At 60.6% G+C, this 15,438-nt stretch carries 13 protein-coding genes; 6 read left to right on the top strand and 7 right to left on the bottom strand.

The features are described from left to right. The first annotated feature begins 141 nt into the window (after positions 1 to 141). On the top strand, positions 142 to 873 hold the full coding sequence (locus FF124_RS08425; RefSeq protein ID WP_246072304.1) for a hypothetical protein: 732 nt from the start codon (positions 142 to 144) through the stop codon (positions 871 to 873). Between the two features lie 54 nt (positions 874 to 927). Here FF124_RS08425 and FF124_RS08420 read toward each other — a convergent pair whose 3' ends face one another. After that, positions 928 to 1,239 carry a hypothetical protein gene (locus tag FF124_RS08420; protein ID WP_138748049.1) on the bottom strand — a complete coding sequence of 104 codons (312 nt, stop codon included), beginning with the start codon at positions 1,237 to 1,239 and terminating at the stop codon, positions 928 to 930. Positions 1,240 to 1,816: 577 nt separating this feature from the next. Here FF124_RS08420 and FF124_RS08415 point away from each other — a divergent pair. Both FF124_RS08415 and FF124_RS08410 read left to right on the top strand, forming a co-directional pair. Further along, a complete protein-coding gene (locus FF124_RS08415; protein WP_138748048.1) occupies positions 1,817 to 3,283 on the top strand; it encodes a cation:proton antiporter in 1,467 nt (488 codons plus the stop codon). Positions 3,284 to 3,427: 144 nt separating this feature from the next. Continuing rightward, positions 3,428 to 4,645, top strand: coding sequence for an MFS transporter (locus FF124_RS08410; protein WP_138748047.1), 1,218 nt, complete (start codon positions 3,428 to 3,430; stop codon positions 4,643 to 4,645). Between the two features lie 55 nt (positions 4,646 to 4,700). Here FF124_RS08410 and rpmG read toward each other — a convergent pair whose 3' ends face one another. Then, positions 4,701 to 4,868 carry a 50S ribosomal protein L33 gene (rpmG, locus tag FF124_RS08405; protein ID WP_018066542.1) on the bottom strand — a complete coding sequence of 56 codons (168 nt, stop codon included), beginning with the start codon at positions 4,866 to 4,868 and terminating at the stop codon, positions 4,701 to 4,703. 295 nt (positions 4,869 to 5,163) lie between these two features. Here rpmG and FF124_RS08400 point away from each other — a divergent pair, with 295 nt between their 5' ends. From FF124_RS08400 to FF124_RS08390, 3 genes are all read left to right on the top strand, one after another. Then, positions 5,164 to 5,883: a spermidine synthase gene (locus FF124_RS08400; RefSeq protein WP_138748046.1), complete on the top strand. Its 720-nt coding sequence runs from the start codon at positions 5,164 to 5,166 to the stop codon at positions 5,881 to 5,883. A gap of 94 nt (positions 5,884 to 5,977) precedes the next feature. Continuing rightward, a complete protein-coding gene (locus FF124_RS08395) occupies positions 5,978 to 6,886 on the top strand; it encodes a GGDEF domain-containing protein (protein WP_138748045.1) in 909 nt (302 codons plus the stop codon). A 106-nt stretch (positions 6,887 to 6,992) separates the two neighbouring features. Further along, on the top strand, positions 6,993 to 7,328 hold the full coding sequence (locus FF124_RS08390) for a DMT family transporter (RefSeq protein WP_138748044.1): 336 nt from the start codon (positions 6,993 to 6,995) through the stop codon (positions 7,326 to 7,328). Between the two features lie 18 nt (positions 7,329 to 7,346). On the opposite strand, the gene FF124_RS08385 is transcribed toward FF124_RS08390, so the two are convergent. The 5 genes from FF124_RS08385 to topA form a co-directional block, all read right to left on the bottom strand. Beyond that, positions 7,347 to 7,868: a hypothetical protein gene (locus FF124_RS08385; protein ID WP_138748043.1), complete on the bottom strand. Its 522-nt coding sequence runs from the start codon at positions 7,866 to 7,868 to the stop codon at positions 7,347 to 7,349. Further along, positions 7,868 to 9,265 carry an HD domain-containing protein gene (locus FF124_RS08380; protein WP_138748042.1) on the bottom strand — a complete coding sequence of 466 codons (1,398 nt, stop codon included), beginning with the start codon at positions 9,263 to 9,265 and terminating at the stop codon, positions 7,868 to 7,870. The genes FF124_RS08385 and FF124_RS08380 overlap by 1 nt, the downstream gene beginning before the upstream one ends. Positions 9,266 to 9,400: 135 nt before the next feature. Next, entirely contained in the window at positions 9,401 to 9,847 is a 447-nt protein-coding gene (locus FF124_RS08375) for a DUF983 domain-containing protein (RefSeq protein WP_138748041.1), read from the bottom strand. Positions 9,848 to 10,195: 348 nt separating this feature from the next. Further along, the gene (gene rnr / locus FF124_RS08370; RefSeq protein WP_138748040.1) at positions 10,196 to 12,523 is read right to left on the bottom strand and encodes a ribonuclease R; all 2,328 of its coding nucleotides are present in this window, start codon (positions 12,521 to 12,523) and stop codon (positions 10,196 to 10,198) included. Further along, positions 12,520 to 15,189 carry a type I DNA topoisomerase gene (gene topA / locus FF124_RS08365; protein ID WP_138748039.1) on the bottom strand — a complete coding sequence of 890 codons (2,670 nt, stop codon included), beginning with the start codon at positions 15,187 to 15,189 and terminating at the stop codon, positions 12,520 to 12,522. Before topA ends, rnr begins: the two co-directional genes overlap by 4 nt. Between the last annotated feature and the right edge of the window lie 249 nt (positions 15,190 to 15,438).

Below are 15,438 nucleotides of genomic sequence, written 5' to 3'. Positions count from 1 at the left end.
CGCCGCGGCGGTTGCCTTTGCTCCGGCTTTGCTCAAATACAGAAATCCAAAATGACGTGACAATTTTCGGCGTCGGCGAACCCGGGCAGGCATGCCTGCCGATTGGATCGCATCCCGCCGACATTGACAGGATGATGCCCGTTGCAGACCGTTGTATGCATGAAATGGGGAACGCGATATCCCGCGCTTTACGTCAACCGGCTCTGGTCGATGATCAAGCGGCATACGAAACGGCCGACGCGGCTTGTCTGCTTCACCGATGATGCCGAGGGCGTAGACGCCGATATCGTGACATTTCCCTTGCCCGATATCCGCATCGCCGATGACATTGCCTATACGCCGTGGCGCAAACTCTCGCTTTGGCAGGCGCCGCTTGCGGACCTTTCAGGCGATGTTCTGTTTCTCGACCTCGATATCGTCATCACCGGCGGACTCGACGCCATGTTCGACTTCAAGCCGGGAACGTTCTGCGCCTGCGAAAACTGGACGCAGATGGGCCAGGGTATCGGCAATACCTCGGTGTTCCGCTGGCATGTTGGAAAAAACACCCACATCTTCGAGGATTTCGAGATGAATGGCGGCGAGATCCGCAGGAAATACGGGATCGAACAGGTCTATATTTCAGACGTGGTCGACAAGATGGTGTTCTGGCCGCGCGAATGGTGTGTGAGTTTCAAGCACACGCTGGTGCCGACCTGGCCGCTGAATTTCTTTCGCGCGCCCCCCTTGCCGGAGGGCACGAAGATCGTCGCCTTCACCGGCAAGCCGGATCCCGATGAAGCGGCGATCGGCAAATGGCCGCTGGAAGAACGGTGGAAGCGCATCTACAAATATGCCCGCCCCACAGCGTGGATCGACGAGCACTGGCGCTGATGCGCCGATCCTGTGTCTGACCTGACGACTTCCGTCCGGCTTCGCCGCTCCGCTTCAGCGGCGGCCGGAGAAGAAGGAATTGCGGCCGTTGTAGAGCGGCTTGCCGGGGCGGCGTTTGGACCTGAACAGGCGTTTGCGGGGAACCGAGGCCTCGCTGCCGGCACTGCCGGCAAGAAAGCCGAGGCCGAAGGCGACAAGCCCGACCAGGGCCAGCGCGGAGCCGCTTGCCGCGGGATGTTCGCGCGCCGTGCGGCCGAGCGCGTCCACCTCGCCGCGCACCATCGAACCGGCGCGTTCCACCGGCGTTTTCTGTGAAAAGCGCAGGCGATCAAGCAGGTCGCTCGAGGACGTCTTGTGTTCAAACATGGTTTTCTCCGTGCCAGTAAAGGTCCTTAACCGTCATCCCGAAGGCAGACGGCGCAGCAAACCGGATGCGCAAGCCAGTTTCCGTCGTGGCGAACCGATCGCGCGCATACAGCATATAGGACCATATCAACGCAAAACTATGGCGGCCGGTTCCGACCGGCGCGACCTTGGCAGGGAAAGCGCCTGAGCGCCAGATCCTTACTATATGAAGAGCATCGCCGTTACGAAAACGAATGCGGCTCCGATCAGGATCGTATGCAGGGACCGTGATAAACTCATTTTGTCTCCTCCATTTATGGTTACGAATATATGACTGTTTTCGCGGTTGGCAAAGCGAATTCGTTGCTGCGCTGCGAGAGCGTCCTCCCTTCGACCGGGCCCATCGCCCCGGTTTTCCCAGACTGACAGTGATTTCCGGCAGTTGAAATGCGCAACGTCAAGCGCCGGAATTTTCTTCGGAGGCTGGGTTTCCGGTCTTCTTGAGCATTTGCGGGTAGGGATTGCTTGAGCATTTTGTGCAATTTTTCCTATTCTGTGGATAAGAGCACGGCCCTAGGGCCCAAGGCAGAGGTCGGAGATGGAACAGGTCGTACACGAGGCGGTAACCCACGGCGCATCCCATGGCGGCAGTTTCGCCGCCGTTGCGCTTGTCATCGCGGTCGCGGCACTTGCAGGTCTCGGCTTCCTGTGGCTGCGCCAGCCCCCGCTCGTCGGCTTCATTCTCGCCGGCATTCTCCTTGGCCCGACGGGGATAGGGTTGATCGCCAACAGCGACAGCGTTGCCTTCCTGGGCGAGATGGGCGTGGTCGTTCTTTTGTTCTTCATCGGCATGGAGCTGTCGATCAAGGCCTTTGTCGTATCGCTTCGTCAGGCACTGCTGGTGGTGGCCGGTCAGCTGGCGAGCGCTGCGGTCCTGGCGCTCGTCATCGGCTTTCTGCTTGAGGCGACCACGCGGGAAATCGTGATCCTCAGCTTCGTCATCGCCATGTCGTCGACCGTGGTGGCGATGAAGATGCTGGACGAGATGGGGGTCCTGCGCGGCGATGCGGGCAGGATCGCCGTCGGCGTGCTGATTGCCCAGGACATCGCCGTGGTGCCGATGCTGATCTTCGTCTCCAGCTTTGGCGGCGAGGGCTTCGACGTGACGTCGACGGCGATCCGCGTGGTTGTCGCGGTCGGCATCATGGCGGGCCTGCTCTGGTATTTCGGCCGGTATGGCAAACTCAAGATCCCCTATGCGGAAAAGGTGGAGGACAAGGTCGAGCTTCTGGCGCTCGGCGCGCTGGCGCTTTGCTTTTCGGCGGCGGCCCTTTCGGGCGTGGCCGGGCTCTCGCCTGCCTATGGCGCCTTTCTTGCCGGCATTTGCGTCGGCAATTCCACGCTTCGAAGCCGCGTCATTCCGGTCGTCGAGCCGATCCAGAGCGTGCTTCTGGTGATCTTCTTCCTCTCCATCGGCCTTCTGATCGATCTCGGCTTCATCTGGAACAATCTTCTGACCGTGCTCCTGGCCGCCGTCGGCGTGGTCGCCGCCAAATCCGTGCTCAACGTGATGTTGCTGCGCTGGACCGGCTCCTCTGCCCAGACGGCGCTTGTCGCAGGGCTCTCCATGGCCCAGGTCGGCGAATTTTCCTTTGTGCTGGCCGCGGCCGGCCTTGCCGCCGGCGCGCTCGGCGAGGACCTCTACCGCCTGGTCATCGCCATGACGGCGATTTCGCTTCTGGTCTCGCCTGTCTGGGTCTCGGTGATGCGGCGGCTCGAGGCGAGTTTCAGCGAGGGGCTGCAGAGCTATCGCAACGCCCTTGCCGTTGCCTATGCCCAGGAGCTGCGGGAGGTCGATCGCGGCCGCATCTTCGTCGGCCGGATGGCTGCGGGTGCGAGGGCAAGGCTTGTCGCGCTCAGCCATGCGCGGCGCGAGCGCCGCCTGAGGAAGGCCGAGCGCAAGGCGGAGAAGGCGCGGGAAAAGCAGGCGGCAGCGGCAAAGGCGGAACCCGCCAGCGGGAAAAAGTCCGCGCCGCACCCGCCCGAGGACGGCGGCGCGCAGTGACAGCCGCTTTACCTCTGCGTCAAGCCCCGTTAACCTGACGCCTGTTCAGCTTACCGCCCTTCCGGCGGCGGGCCCCGGTATGCCAGGCCGGGAGGAAGGCGATGCCTTCGGTTCGGCCCGACCCTTCCATACCGGGATATCCTGATGACCGTCCTTGCATTCCTGCGCGAAAACGCCCGCTGGGTGGGCGGCGCGTTCTTGATGAATTACTTCACCGCCTTCGGCCAAACCTATTTCATCTCGCTTTCGGCCGGCGATATCCGCGCCGAATATGATCTGAGCCACGGCGATTTCGGCCTCATCTACATGGGCGCGACGCTCCTGAGCGCGGCAACGCTCACGCGTCTCGGCCGGATCGTCGACCATCGCAGCGTGGTGCAGGTGGTGTTCCTCGTGATGCCGCTTCTCGCGCTTGCCTGCCTGCTGATGGCTTTTTCCCAGTGGATTTTCCTGCTGTTCATTGCGCTCTATATGCTGCGGCTTTTCGGCCAGGGCATGATGAGCCATATCGCGGTGACCGCCATGGGCCGCTGGTTCAACGCCATGCGCGGGCGGGCGGTCTCCTTCTCCTCGCTCGGCCTGCAGACGGCGGAAGCCAGCTTTCCGTTGATCTTCGTGGCGGTGTCCGGCCTGGTCGGCTGGCGCGGAAGCTGGGTTGCCGCCGCCGCCCTGACGCTCGCCGTCGGCCTGCCGCTGATCGTCGCCCTGATGCGGGTGGAGCGGGAGCCGCAATCGGCAGCCAAGGGCCACAAGGTGCAGACAGCCCCGCGCGACTGGACGCGCGGGGAGGTGCTGCGCGACCCCTTGTTCTGGGCCATCCTCGCCGTCTTCCTTGCCCCGCCCTTCATCGGCACCACGATCTTCTTCCACCAGGTCTATATGGTGGAACTGCGCGGCTGGACGCTGGAAATGTTTGCGGGCTCGTTCTTCCTGATGTCGATTTCGAGCCTGGCGGCGATGCTGGCAACCGGCGTTCTGGTCGACCGGTTCTCATCGGTCGCGGTCATGCCCTTCATGTTGCTGCCGATCGCCGCCGCCTGCCTGATCATCGGCTTTTCGGGTGCAGCATGGACGCCCTTCGTCTTCATGCCGCTGATCGGCTGCTCGATGGGCGCGTCGGGCACGCTCAACGGCTCGCTCTGGCCGGAGCTTTACGGCGCGCGCCATCTCGGCAGCATCCGCGCCGTGGTGATCGCGGCGATCGTGTTCTCCACCGCCGTCGGCCCGGGGCTGACCGGCTATCTGATCGATGCCGGCGTCTTCTATCCGGGCCAGATCGCGGCGATGGGCGTCGTCAGCCTTGCCCTGGCTGTCCTGATGGCTGGTCTGCGTCGCCGTCTTCTGAAACGGGCCGGCGCATAGAAAAAGCCCGGTCCAGAGAGGCCGGGCTTTCACAAATCCAGAAAAAACAAGGATCTTACTTGATCTTGGCTTCCTTGAATTCGACGTGCTTGCGCGCGATCGGATCGTATTTGGTCTTGACCATCTTTTCCGTCATCGTGCGGCTGTTCTTCTTGGTGACGTAGAAAAAGCCGGTGTCTGCCGTCGACAGCAGCTTGATCTTGATCGTTGTTGCTTTTGCCATGTTCTTCTGCCTTCAAGAGCAATCCGCCCTCCATCCTGGAGAAAGCGGAACCGGTACGCCCGGACTGTTACCTAAAAAATCAAGAAGCGCCCGCATCGGACGCTTCGCTGGGCTCGCCGGGCCTGCGCCACGGCAAAATCTGCGCGGACACTACGAATCTTCGCGCAAAAGTCAAGGCTGGGTCGCCGTAAAACCGGTTGCCTTGCCCGTCCGGCCAAACTTTTATTGCCGCAGGGGCGATTCTGCCCTTAAACACGCCAGGCGCAGCCACTGCATTCTGGTGAGGGAGCCGGCAATGATTCCATGGGTCGAACTCGACGAGGCTGAAATTCCGGGCGAGGCGGGCACGCTGCGACTGAAGCAGCGCGGCGGAGAATTTTCCATCATGCTCGGCGCGAACGAGCTGATGAACAGCCGGCTCTCGGGCTCGGAGGAGGCGCTTGCGGAACTTGCTGCCGAAAGGATCGCCGGTCGGGACCGGCCGTCTGTCCTGATCGGCGGTCTCGGCATGGGCTTCACGCTGCGCGCCGCCCTTGCGGTCCTGCCCAGGGATGCCCGTATCGTGGTCGCCGAACTGGTGCCGGCGGTCATCGCCTGGGCGCGCGGGCCGATGGCCGAGGTCTTTGAGGGCTCGCTCGATGACCCCCGCGTGGAGATCCATGAGGGCGACGTGACCGCGCTGATCGCCGCCTCGCAGAACGGCTTCGATGCGATCCTGCTGGATGTCGATAACGGACCGGACGGGCTGACGCGGGGAGACAATGACCGGCTCTACAGCCTTTCCGGTCTTGCCGCCTCGAAACGGGCCCTGAGAAAGGGCGGCGTACTCGCCATCTGGTCGGCGCACCCCGATGACCGCTTCACCGCGCGCCTGAAGAAGAGCGGGTTCGAGACCGAGGCGAAGACGGTGCGCGCCCACCGAAAGAAGCGCGGACTGAAGCATGTGGTCTGGCTCGGCATTTCCCGTAGAGCCAAAAACGTTTTTGCTGACACAGCAAGCCGGTCCTCCGGTTGACCCGTTCGCCGAAGTTAACCATAGATGGGACAGAGGCGTGCCATTGTCCGTGCCGTGCGCTCATACCAAGGACCAGATGGGACGTTGCTTTTTCATGGAAAGCAAACTGAGACGCATCCTTCGCTTCATGGATCTGACCGACGTGTTCTTCGCGGTTTTCGACGAAGAGGACAGGCTCATCTTCGCCAACCGGAAATACCGGGAGACCTTTTTTCTCGAGGCGGAGGAATATCCGCTCTGGCCGGATCTGATGCGCCGCAATTTCCACGCACGGCGCGGGACGGTGATTTCCAGTTCCGATTTCGAACTCTGGCTGAAGGGCACGTTGTCGCGTCGCGGCAAGGTGCCGTTCCGCGCCTTCGAGACCGATGTGCATGACGACACCTGGCTGTGGATGACGGAGACGGTGGACGAGGACGGCTGGATGCTGTGTCTTGCAAGCGACATCACGCCGCTTCGCGCCCAGGGACGCACGCTGAGGCAGGAGCGCGACATCGCGCTGCGCTCGTCGCTGACGGACGACCTGACGGGCATCGCCAACCGTCGCTTTTTGATGGAGCGGCTTTCCGACATGCTTGATCGTGGGCCGGAGGCGGGCAGGAGCCCGGCGGGCTGTTTCGCGATCTTCGACGTCGACAATTTCAAGCAGGTGAACGACCGCTTCGGTCATGCCTTCGGCGACCGGTTGCTGATCGGCTTTGCCCAGAAGATATCGACGCTGGTCCGGCGCGTCGACTGTTTCGGCCGGCTCGGCGGCGAGGAATTCGGCCTTGTCCTGCCGCGCATGACGCCGGCAGAGGCCGCTTGCGCCGTCGAGGCCATGCTTGAGGCGGTTGGGACGCTGAGGCCCTTTTCCGAGTATCCGGAATTTGCCTATTCCTTTTCCGCCGGCATTGCCTCCGCCGCGCTCTGCGAGGATCAGGCCGAACTCTACGCCCGCACCGATGCCGCGCTCTACAGGGCCAAGCGCGCCGGCAAGAACAGGGTCTGCCTCGCCGATTGACCCCGGGGCGTGCGGGAGCTAGATAGAACCCGCGCGGGACGACCCGCGCCAATCGTCACCCATCCGGGACGGCCCGGCCACTCTTGATCAAAAGGAGGGCCGTGCCATGGCCTGGTTCATTCTCGCAATCGCCGGTGTTCTCGAAGTCGTCTGGGCCTTTTCGATGAAGAAGTCCGCGGGCTTCACCCTCATAACGCCCACGCTCATCACCATCGTCGCCGCTGCCGCCAGCTTCGTGCTTCTGTCGGTCTCCATGCGCGCGCTCCCGCTCGGCACGGCCTACACGATCTGGACCGGCATCGGCGCCATCGGCGCCTTCGCCATAGGCGTGGCCGTCCTCGGCGAGGCGGCAACGCCCGGAAGGCTGATCGCGGCGGCGCTGATTATTGCGGGGATCGTGCTGATGAAGCTTTCGGGCGGTCAGGGGTGGCCTAGTTTATAAAACTCTGCACATAAAGTTCTAGTTCAACAGGGTCGTAGGTAACGGCCGAGGTACAGAGACTGTTGCCAATTTCTTCAACAGCGTTTTGGCGTTTTCTAGATGCTCAGGAGAGGCTTTCTCCGGTTTACGTTGAGCAGTTTCTTCCCAAGCATCTTCATAGCCTTCGTAAGCCAAAAAAACTGCAGTGGCTGCAAGTTCAAGCTCAATTGAATTAGAATCAGATGCGATTGAGGCTAGCATGGATCGAGCGGAGTGATCTTTTTCTTGGGCATTCTCATCAGCAGTGTAGATAGAGTAAGTCCCGCCCCACGAAGTCTGTTTTTGGACTTCGTTTAGCTTTCCAACTAACGCACCTATCTCGGCAGAAGAGGCAAGAGTTTCGCTAAAAGGACCGTAATGCTTATAAGAAAACGAGAAATTTCCATCTAGGCCAGTTGCGGTGAGTAGATAAGCAATCTTTTGAAGACGTGTTCTGCCTACAATTTTTCCGCCTGCGTCTTGAATAATATTAATCACTTCTTCTATCTTGAAGTCAGACATCAGTCGATCTCCCCGTAAACGATTTTCTGAATTTCTTCCAGATAGTGCTTTTGCGAATCATCATAATACACTCGATTAAGTTTAAAAACACTCAGAGAGTTCACGATTTCGGACCTCTGCTTAATGTCAATCAATTCGCCGCCATCAGTTCGCACATTGATTTGCTCGGTTTGGCCATTGCCGACACCATTGGTCTTGTAAGGTCTGCGCTCAGCCTGGTCGGTCAAAATCCTTGGCATAATCCTATCTTCGTTTTTCTGCCATTCCTGTAACTTCAGCACCGCAGATGCGCAACACTTTTCGATCTTTGCCAAACTATCTGGATCGCGTGAATTGTGGGGATCGCACCTATGAGTAATTTCCGCCCGAATATCGAAGCATTTAAAGAGTTTTCGGTTCAACAGGCGATCGGAAAAACTAGACAGAACAGGGTCTTCCGAGTCAATCATAAGATGCATTGCTCCCCACACAACGGCGTCATCCAGAGAGAGTGCGGTTTCGATGCTTTCTGGGTCATTAGCAAATCGGACTAATGGATGGTTTTTCGGGAGGCCGGTGTTCTGAATATCTCCATTTCGAACGAGATAGAATAAGCGCACAAGAATTTCAGAGAATAACTTTTCTGCTCCTCGTGTCGCTTTATGGAAGTATATGGTCGGGTAAAGCTGAAATAGACCCAATACATACGCTTCTGCCGCCTGTATCGCTTTCGGTCCAATAACAAAGGTCGGAATAGACCCAACCTTTGTTTCATCAATGCCTGCAGCTACTTGGCCAACGTCCAAATTCGCTAGAAGCCAAGCGAGGTCAATTACCGAGTGCTGACTTCCAGTCATTAGTCTATCTCTTTGCATGTAATCTAGTCGGTCAGCATCGAATTGGCTCGATACGACAGAGTTATGAAGCGTTATACGCCCTTCTTTTTTTATCATATTCGCAACGTTCGAGGCGAAACCGCTCATAATATCATTGTTTAAAATCTCGGCGATTTCACCGTTTCGTATGAGTTCGTCGCTCATTACTTCGTGATCTGCTAGCTTAAGGTTTAGGCGCTCTCCGACAGCTTCAAAAGCATGGCTAAACGGACCGTGGCCAACGTCGTGAACGAGCGCTGCCACAAGCGCTATTTTTTCAGACGTTTCTTGTTTCTCAGGCGCTTTTTCTTGCACTATATTCATCAAATTTCGCGCGGTATGGAATACTCCAATGCTATGCGCGAAGCGCGTATGAGTGGCGCCGGGGTAGACCAACTCGGAAAACCCTAGTTGTTTCACTCGTCGCAATCGCTGAAAAGGTCTAGACTGAATTAGTTTCCAGGCAACTCGCTCAATTTCACTATTCGTGGTGTCGAACTGTATTAAATTGTGAACAGGATCTCTTACACGCTGAATAGCCATTTCAACTCTCGCTACCCGAATCAATATTGACCTTCATTTAAAATACTTATATAATTATTTTTTGCAATATCATTTTAATAAATAACGATTTTCTGAAGAATACGTCTTCTCCGTTGAAGAGGAGAGACCAGTAAATCACCGCTCGGAATAATCCACCGCCTCTTCGCGTCCCTTGCCGTCGAAGCCGTGCATCTTGAGCGCCCATTGCAGGCCGATGACGACGCCTTTCATGGGTTGGATGAGGGCGAAGGCGGTAAGCGCCGTGAGCGGCACCCAGACGGCGAGGTGCACCCAATCGGGCACGTCGAAGAGTTCCGCGCCGGTCATATAGCCGCCGACCATGAAATGGCCGAGGACGAGGATGACAAGATAGGCGGGCAGGTCGTCGGCGCGGTGGTGGTGGATTTCCGTGCCGCAGTTCTCGCAATGGTCCACGGTCTTCAGATATTTGTAGAACAGCTTGCCCTTGCCGCAGGCGGGGCAGCGGCCCTTCAGGCCTGTCAGCATGGCGGGGGCGAGCCGGCGCTCGTCGTCCGGCTTGCCGCCATAGCGGTGGTGATTGTCGTCGGCCTGTTCGGGCATGGCATCCTCCGTGACGCCCGATTTATCCTGAAAGTCTGACGAAACGCAATGGTGCGGGAGTGACTGTGACGGGTAGCGCGGCATGGTCAATGCCACCCGATCTCCCCCTCAAGGGTGAAGATTGATGGCGGTGGGGCTTTACCCAGGGCTCGCATGGTGCTGTGTCGTTCATCCGGCGAACCGCCGGCAAAGGCCGTAAAGCCGTTCCGGCGCCTTACCGCGCGGCGCAGACCGTGGCGTTGCCGTTGGTCCAGCCGCCGCCGCCTGTCAGGCGAAAGCCTTCGCCGAGCGGGGCGTGGGTGGCGCCGGGTTCGTCTTATAAAAGTCCGGGAAAGCCCGTCGTCTGCCTCAGCGCTGACCGCGTCCGCTGCGCCGTCCCGCGCCGCCGCCGCGCATCGGGCGTCCGGTCTTCGATTTGTGGAAGGACCGGGTGGGGGCGGGAAGCTTGCGGCCCGACGACAGCATCTCGAAGCGTAGCGCGCCCGCAAGCGGGATCGCCTCCACAAGCTGCACCTCGACATTGTCGCCAAGCTGATAGCCGAGATTGGATCGCTCGCCGACCAGCGCCTGGCGCACCTCGTCATGCACGTAATAATCGCCGCCAAGGGTGGAGACCGGCACGAAGCCATCGGCCCCATATTCCGGCAGAGCGATGAACAGGCCCGAACGGGTGACGCCGGCAACGCGGCCGTCGAAACTCTCGCCGATACGGCCGGCCAGATGGTGGGCGATCAGGCGGTCGACGGTCTCGCGCTCGGCGGCCATGGCGCGGCGCTCGAAGGTGGAGATCTCGGCGGCGATATCGTCGAGCTGCTCTTCCTCCTCGCGCTCCAGCCCGCCCTCGCCGAGATGGAGGGCGGCGACCAGTGCGCGGTGGACGATGAGGTCGGCATAGCGGCGGATCGGCGAGGTGAAATGCGCGTATTTCATCAGATTGAGGCCGAAATGCCCGCCATTTTCCGGCGAATAGACGGCCTGGCTCTGCGAGCGCAGCACCATTTCGTTGATCAGGTCCTTCTGCGGCGACTGTTCGGCCTTTGCCAGAATGCCATTAAAGGAATTGGCCCTGAGATTGCCACCCTTGGCGAGCGGAATGGAAAGCGTCGCCAGAAACTCCCGCAGGCTCTCCTGCTTGGAAAGCGACGGCGCGTCATGGGTGCGGTAGATCAGCGCCTGGCGCTTTTTCTCCAGCGTCTCGGCAGCCGCCACATTCGCCTGGATCATCATTTCTTCGATGAGCTTGTGCGCATCGAGGCGCGGCGGCACCACCACCTTGTCCACCGTGCCATCCTCCTTCAGGAGGATGCGGCGCTCGGGCATGTCGAGTTCCAGCGGCTGGCGGCGGTCGCGCCCGCGCCTCATCGTCTCGTAGGCGGCCCACAACGGTTTCAGCACGGGCTCCAGCAGCGGGCCGGTCTTTTCGTCCGTCCTGCCGTCGATGGCGGCCTGCGCCTGCTGGTAGGAAAGCTTCGCCGCGCTCTTCATCATGATGCGATGGAAGGTGTGGGAGGCCTTGCGGCCATCCTTCGAGAACACCATGCGCACGGCCATGGCGGGCCGGTCCTCGCCCTCGCGCAGCGAGCAGAGGTCGTTGGAGATGCGTTCCGGCAGCATCGGTACGACGCGATCGGGGAAATAGACCGAATTGCCGCGCTTCAGCGCCTCTCTATCGAGCGCCGACTTGTGGCGCACATACCAGGAGACATCGGCGATCGCGACGGTGACGACGACGCCGCCTTCGTTTTCGGGTCGCTCATCCGGCTCGGCGAAAACCGCGTCGTCATGGTCCTTGGCATCCGCCGGGTCGATGGTGACGAGCGGCACGTCGCGCCAGTCCTCGCGGTTCTTCATCGTCGCGGGCTTTGCCGCGTCCGCCTCGTCGATCACATCCTTGGGGAAGATGTGCGGAATGCCATGGGAATGGATCGCGATCATCGAGACGGCTTTCTCCGACGCCAGCGAGCCGACGATCGTCAGAACTTCGCCGCGCGGCAGGCCATAGCGGCCCGAGCGCTTGACGTCGGCCTCGACAAGGTCTCCGTCCTTCGCGCCGTTGAGCGCGGTTTCGTCAATCGCGATCTCGTTGTCGCGTCGGTCGATCGGCATCAGCCGGGCCGAACCGTCATCGAACATGCGGATGACGCCAAGGGCTGCGGCGCGCCGCTTATCGATCACCTTGATGATGCGGGCGGTATAGGCCGGGCCGGTCTCGGACTTCGACGGAAAGATTTTGGCGACGACCCGGTCATTGAGCCCGGCTGTGGGAACCTTGCGCTTGCCGTTCTTGCCGCCGCCGGACTGGCGGATGAGGACGGCGGGTGCTGCACCTTCCTCCTCCGGCCATTCGGCCGGGCGGCCGATCAGCTCGCCATCCTTGTCGCGGGTGGTGATGTCGAGCACGGTCACGGGCGGCAGCGCTCCGGGACGGACGAGGCTCTTGCGCTTTTTCTGCAGCAGTCCCTCGTCCTCGAGGTCGCGCAGCAGGTCCTTCAACTCGACGCGCGCCGCGCCCTTGATGCCGAAAGCCTTCGCGACTTCGCGTTTCGATGCCCTCTCGGGGTTATCGGCGATGAATTTCAACAAAACATCGCGCGGCGGCACCGCGCCATGGATGACCGGTTCATCGGATTTCGGCGAGGCGGTGTCCTTCGTGCGGGAACGCGGTTTCTGGCTCAACTGTTGTCGCTTTCAGCCTCAGCCTTTTTCTTCGCAGAAGCTGTTTTCTTCGTGGTTGTCTTTTTTGCTGCCGTCGACTTGGTTGTCGCTTTCTTGGCAGCCGGCTTCTTCGCCGCGGCTTTTTTGGCAGGCTTCTTCGCGCCGGTCTTTTCCATGCGCGCCGTCAGCAGCGGAACGGCCTCTTCCAAGGTTACAGACTGCGGGTCCTTGCCCTTGGGAAGCGTGGCATTGATCTTGCCCCATTTGACATAGGGCCCGTAGCGGCCGTCATTGACAGTCACCTCGCCGCCGCCGTCGGGATGTTCGCCGAGCGACTTCAGCGCGGCAGGCGCGGAACGGCGGCGGCCGCCATTTGCGCGCTTGTCGGCGATGATCGAGACCGCGCGGTTGACGCCGACGGAGAACACGTCCTCGATGCTTTCGACATTGGCATAGGTGCCGTCATGCAGAACGAAGGGACCATAGCGTCCAAGGCCGGCGGAGATCATCTTGCCGTCTTCCGGATGCGCGCCGACCTCGCGGGGCAGCGAGAGAAGCTGCAGCGCCTTTTCCAGGTCGATGTCTTCCGGCTTCCAGCCCTTCGGCAGGGATGTGCGCTTGGCTTCCTTGCCTTCTCCGCGCTGGACATAGGGACCGAAACGGCCGGTTCTCAGCGTCACGGTCTCGCCGGTTTCGGGGTCAATGCCGAGTTCGTTCGGCTCGTTCGGATTGATGCCATTGGCCTCGGCATCGGCGTCAGCGCCGAGCTGACGGGTGAAGTTGCATTCCGGATAATTGGAGCAGCCGACGAAGGCGCCGTATTTGCCGAGCTTCAGCGAAAGCTTGCCGGTGCCGCAGACCTGGCAGGTGCGGGGATCAGAGCCGTCCTCGCGCTTGGGGAAGACCAGCGGCGCCAGCGCCTCGTTCAGGGCGTCAAGCACATTGGTGACGCGCAGTTCCTTGGTGTCTTCGATCTGGGCGAAGAAATCCTTCCAGAAATCGCGGAGAACCTGTTTCCATTCCAGTGAACCGTCGGAAATCTTGTCGAGCTTTTCTTCCAGATCCGCCGTGAAATCATATTCCACATAGCGGTTGAAGAAGTTTTCCAGGAACGCCGTCACCAGCCGGCCCTTGGCCTCCGGCGTCAGCTTGCGATTCTCGATGGCGATATATTCGCGGTCGCGCAACGTGGCGAGCGTCGAGGCATAGGTCGACGGACGACCGATGCCGAGCTCTTCCAGCTTCTTGATCAGCGAGGCTTCCGAATAGCGCGGCGGCGGCTCGGTGAAGTGCTGGGTGGCGCGGATCTTGTCCTTGTCCACCGTCTCCTGCGCATTGATTTCCGGCAGGCGACCATCATCCTCGTCATCGTCGGTCGGCTGCTTTTCCTCACGATTGTCGGCATAGGCCTTGAGGAAGCCGTCGAACTTCACCACCGTCCCGACGGCGCGCAGACCTGCGGTCTCGCCGCCATTGGTCGCGGTAATCTCGGCCGTGGTGCGTTCCATCTCGGCGGAGGCCATTTGGCTGGCAATGCCGCGCTTCCAGATCAGGTCGTAAAGGCGGAACTGGTCGGCATCGAGGAATTTTTTCACCGATTGCGGCGTGCGGGTAAAGTCGGTCGGGCGGATGGCCTCGTGCGCTTCCTGTGCATTCTTGGCCTTCACCGAATAATGCCGGGGGCTTTCCGGCAGGTAGCGCTGGCCGAACTGATCGCCGATCGCATCGCGCGCGCCGGTGATGGCTTCGGGCGCCATGGAAACGCCGTCGGTACGCATATAGGTAATAAGGCCGGCGGTTTCGCCGCCCACATCAACGCCTTCATAAAGTCGCTGCGCCACCTGCATAGTGCGCGAGGCAGAAAAGCTGAGGCGTGACGAGGCTGCTTGCTGCAGGGTCGAGGTGGTAAAGGGCGGGCCGGGGTTGCGGCGCACCGGCTTTGCCTCGACGCTTGCGACCGAATAGGTCGCGCCTTCGAGCAGTTCCCTGATCCGGCCGGCATGCTCACCGTCCTTGATCGAGTTCTTCTGGACGCGCTTGCCGTCGGCCTGCACCAGCCGTGCCTCGAACGCGTCGCCGCGCACGGTCTTCAGGTCGGCGACGATGTTCCAGTATTCTTCCGGGATGAAGCGCTCGATCTCGCTTTCGCGGTCGCAAACGAGGCGCAGCGCAACCGATTGAACGCGGCCGGCGGAGCGGGCGCCCGGCAGCTTGCGCCAGAGCACCGGCGACAGGTTGAAGCCAACGAGATAATCGAGCGCGCGGCGGGCCAGGTAGGCGTTCACCAGCGCTTCGTCGATGTCGCGCGGATTGGCCATGGCGTCGAGCACGGCTTTCTTGGTAATCGCGTTGAAAACGACACGCCTGACCGGCTTGTCCTTCAGCACCTTCTTCTTTTTCAACAGGTCGAGCACATGCCAGGAGATCGCTTCGCCTTCCCTGTCCGGGTCGGTTGCGAGGATGAGGCCGTCGGCGTCCTTGACCGCGTCGGCGATGTCCTTCACCCGCTTGGCCGAGGCCGCGTCGACTTTCCAGGACATGGCGAAGTCCTCGTCCGGCAGCACCGAGCCATCCTTCGGCGGCAGGTCACGCACATGGCCGAAAGACGCCAGAACCTTGTAGTCCTTGCCCAGATATTTGTTGATGGTCTTCGCCTTGGCGGGGGACTCTACAACGACTACGTCCATGTCTTCCGTCTCAATTCTGTCTGTGCCTTCTCGCGCGCATCTTCGGCTGCCTCCCCGGCGCGGTCAACCGACCGGGGAAGCCTGGCGGCCTCTGCCGATCTTTCAAGCGCAGTATGGAAGGCCGCAAGCGGTTGCGCGCTCGGCATTTTCCGTCAGCGTGTGCCGGGATGGCGCTGATGCGGGAAGGCGTGTTCGAAGTCCACGGCCTGTCGTCGCACGCGTTCTCGCAGGCTCGATCGGCTCTGCCTT

Source organism: Martelella lutilitoris (genome assembly GCF_005924265.1).
GTDB classification, from domain to species: Bacteria; Pseudomonadota; Alphaproteobacteria; order Rhizobiales; family Rhizobiaceae; genus Martelella; species Martelella lutilitoris.
This window is presented reverse-complemented; position numbering and strand designations above follow the sequence as displayed.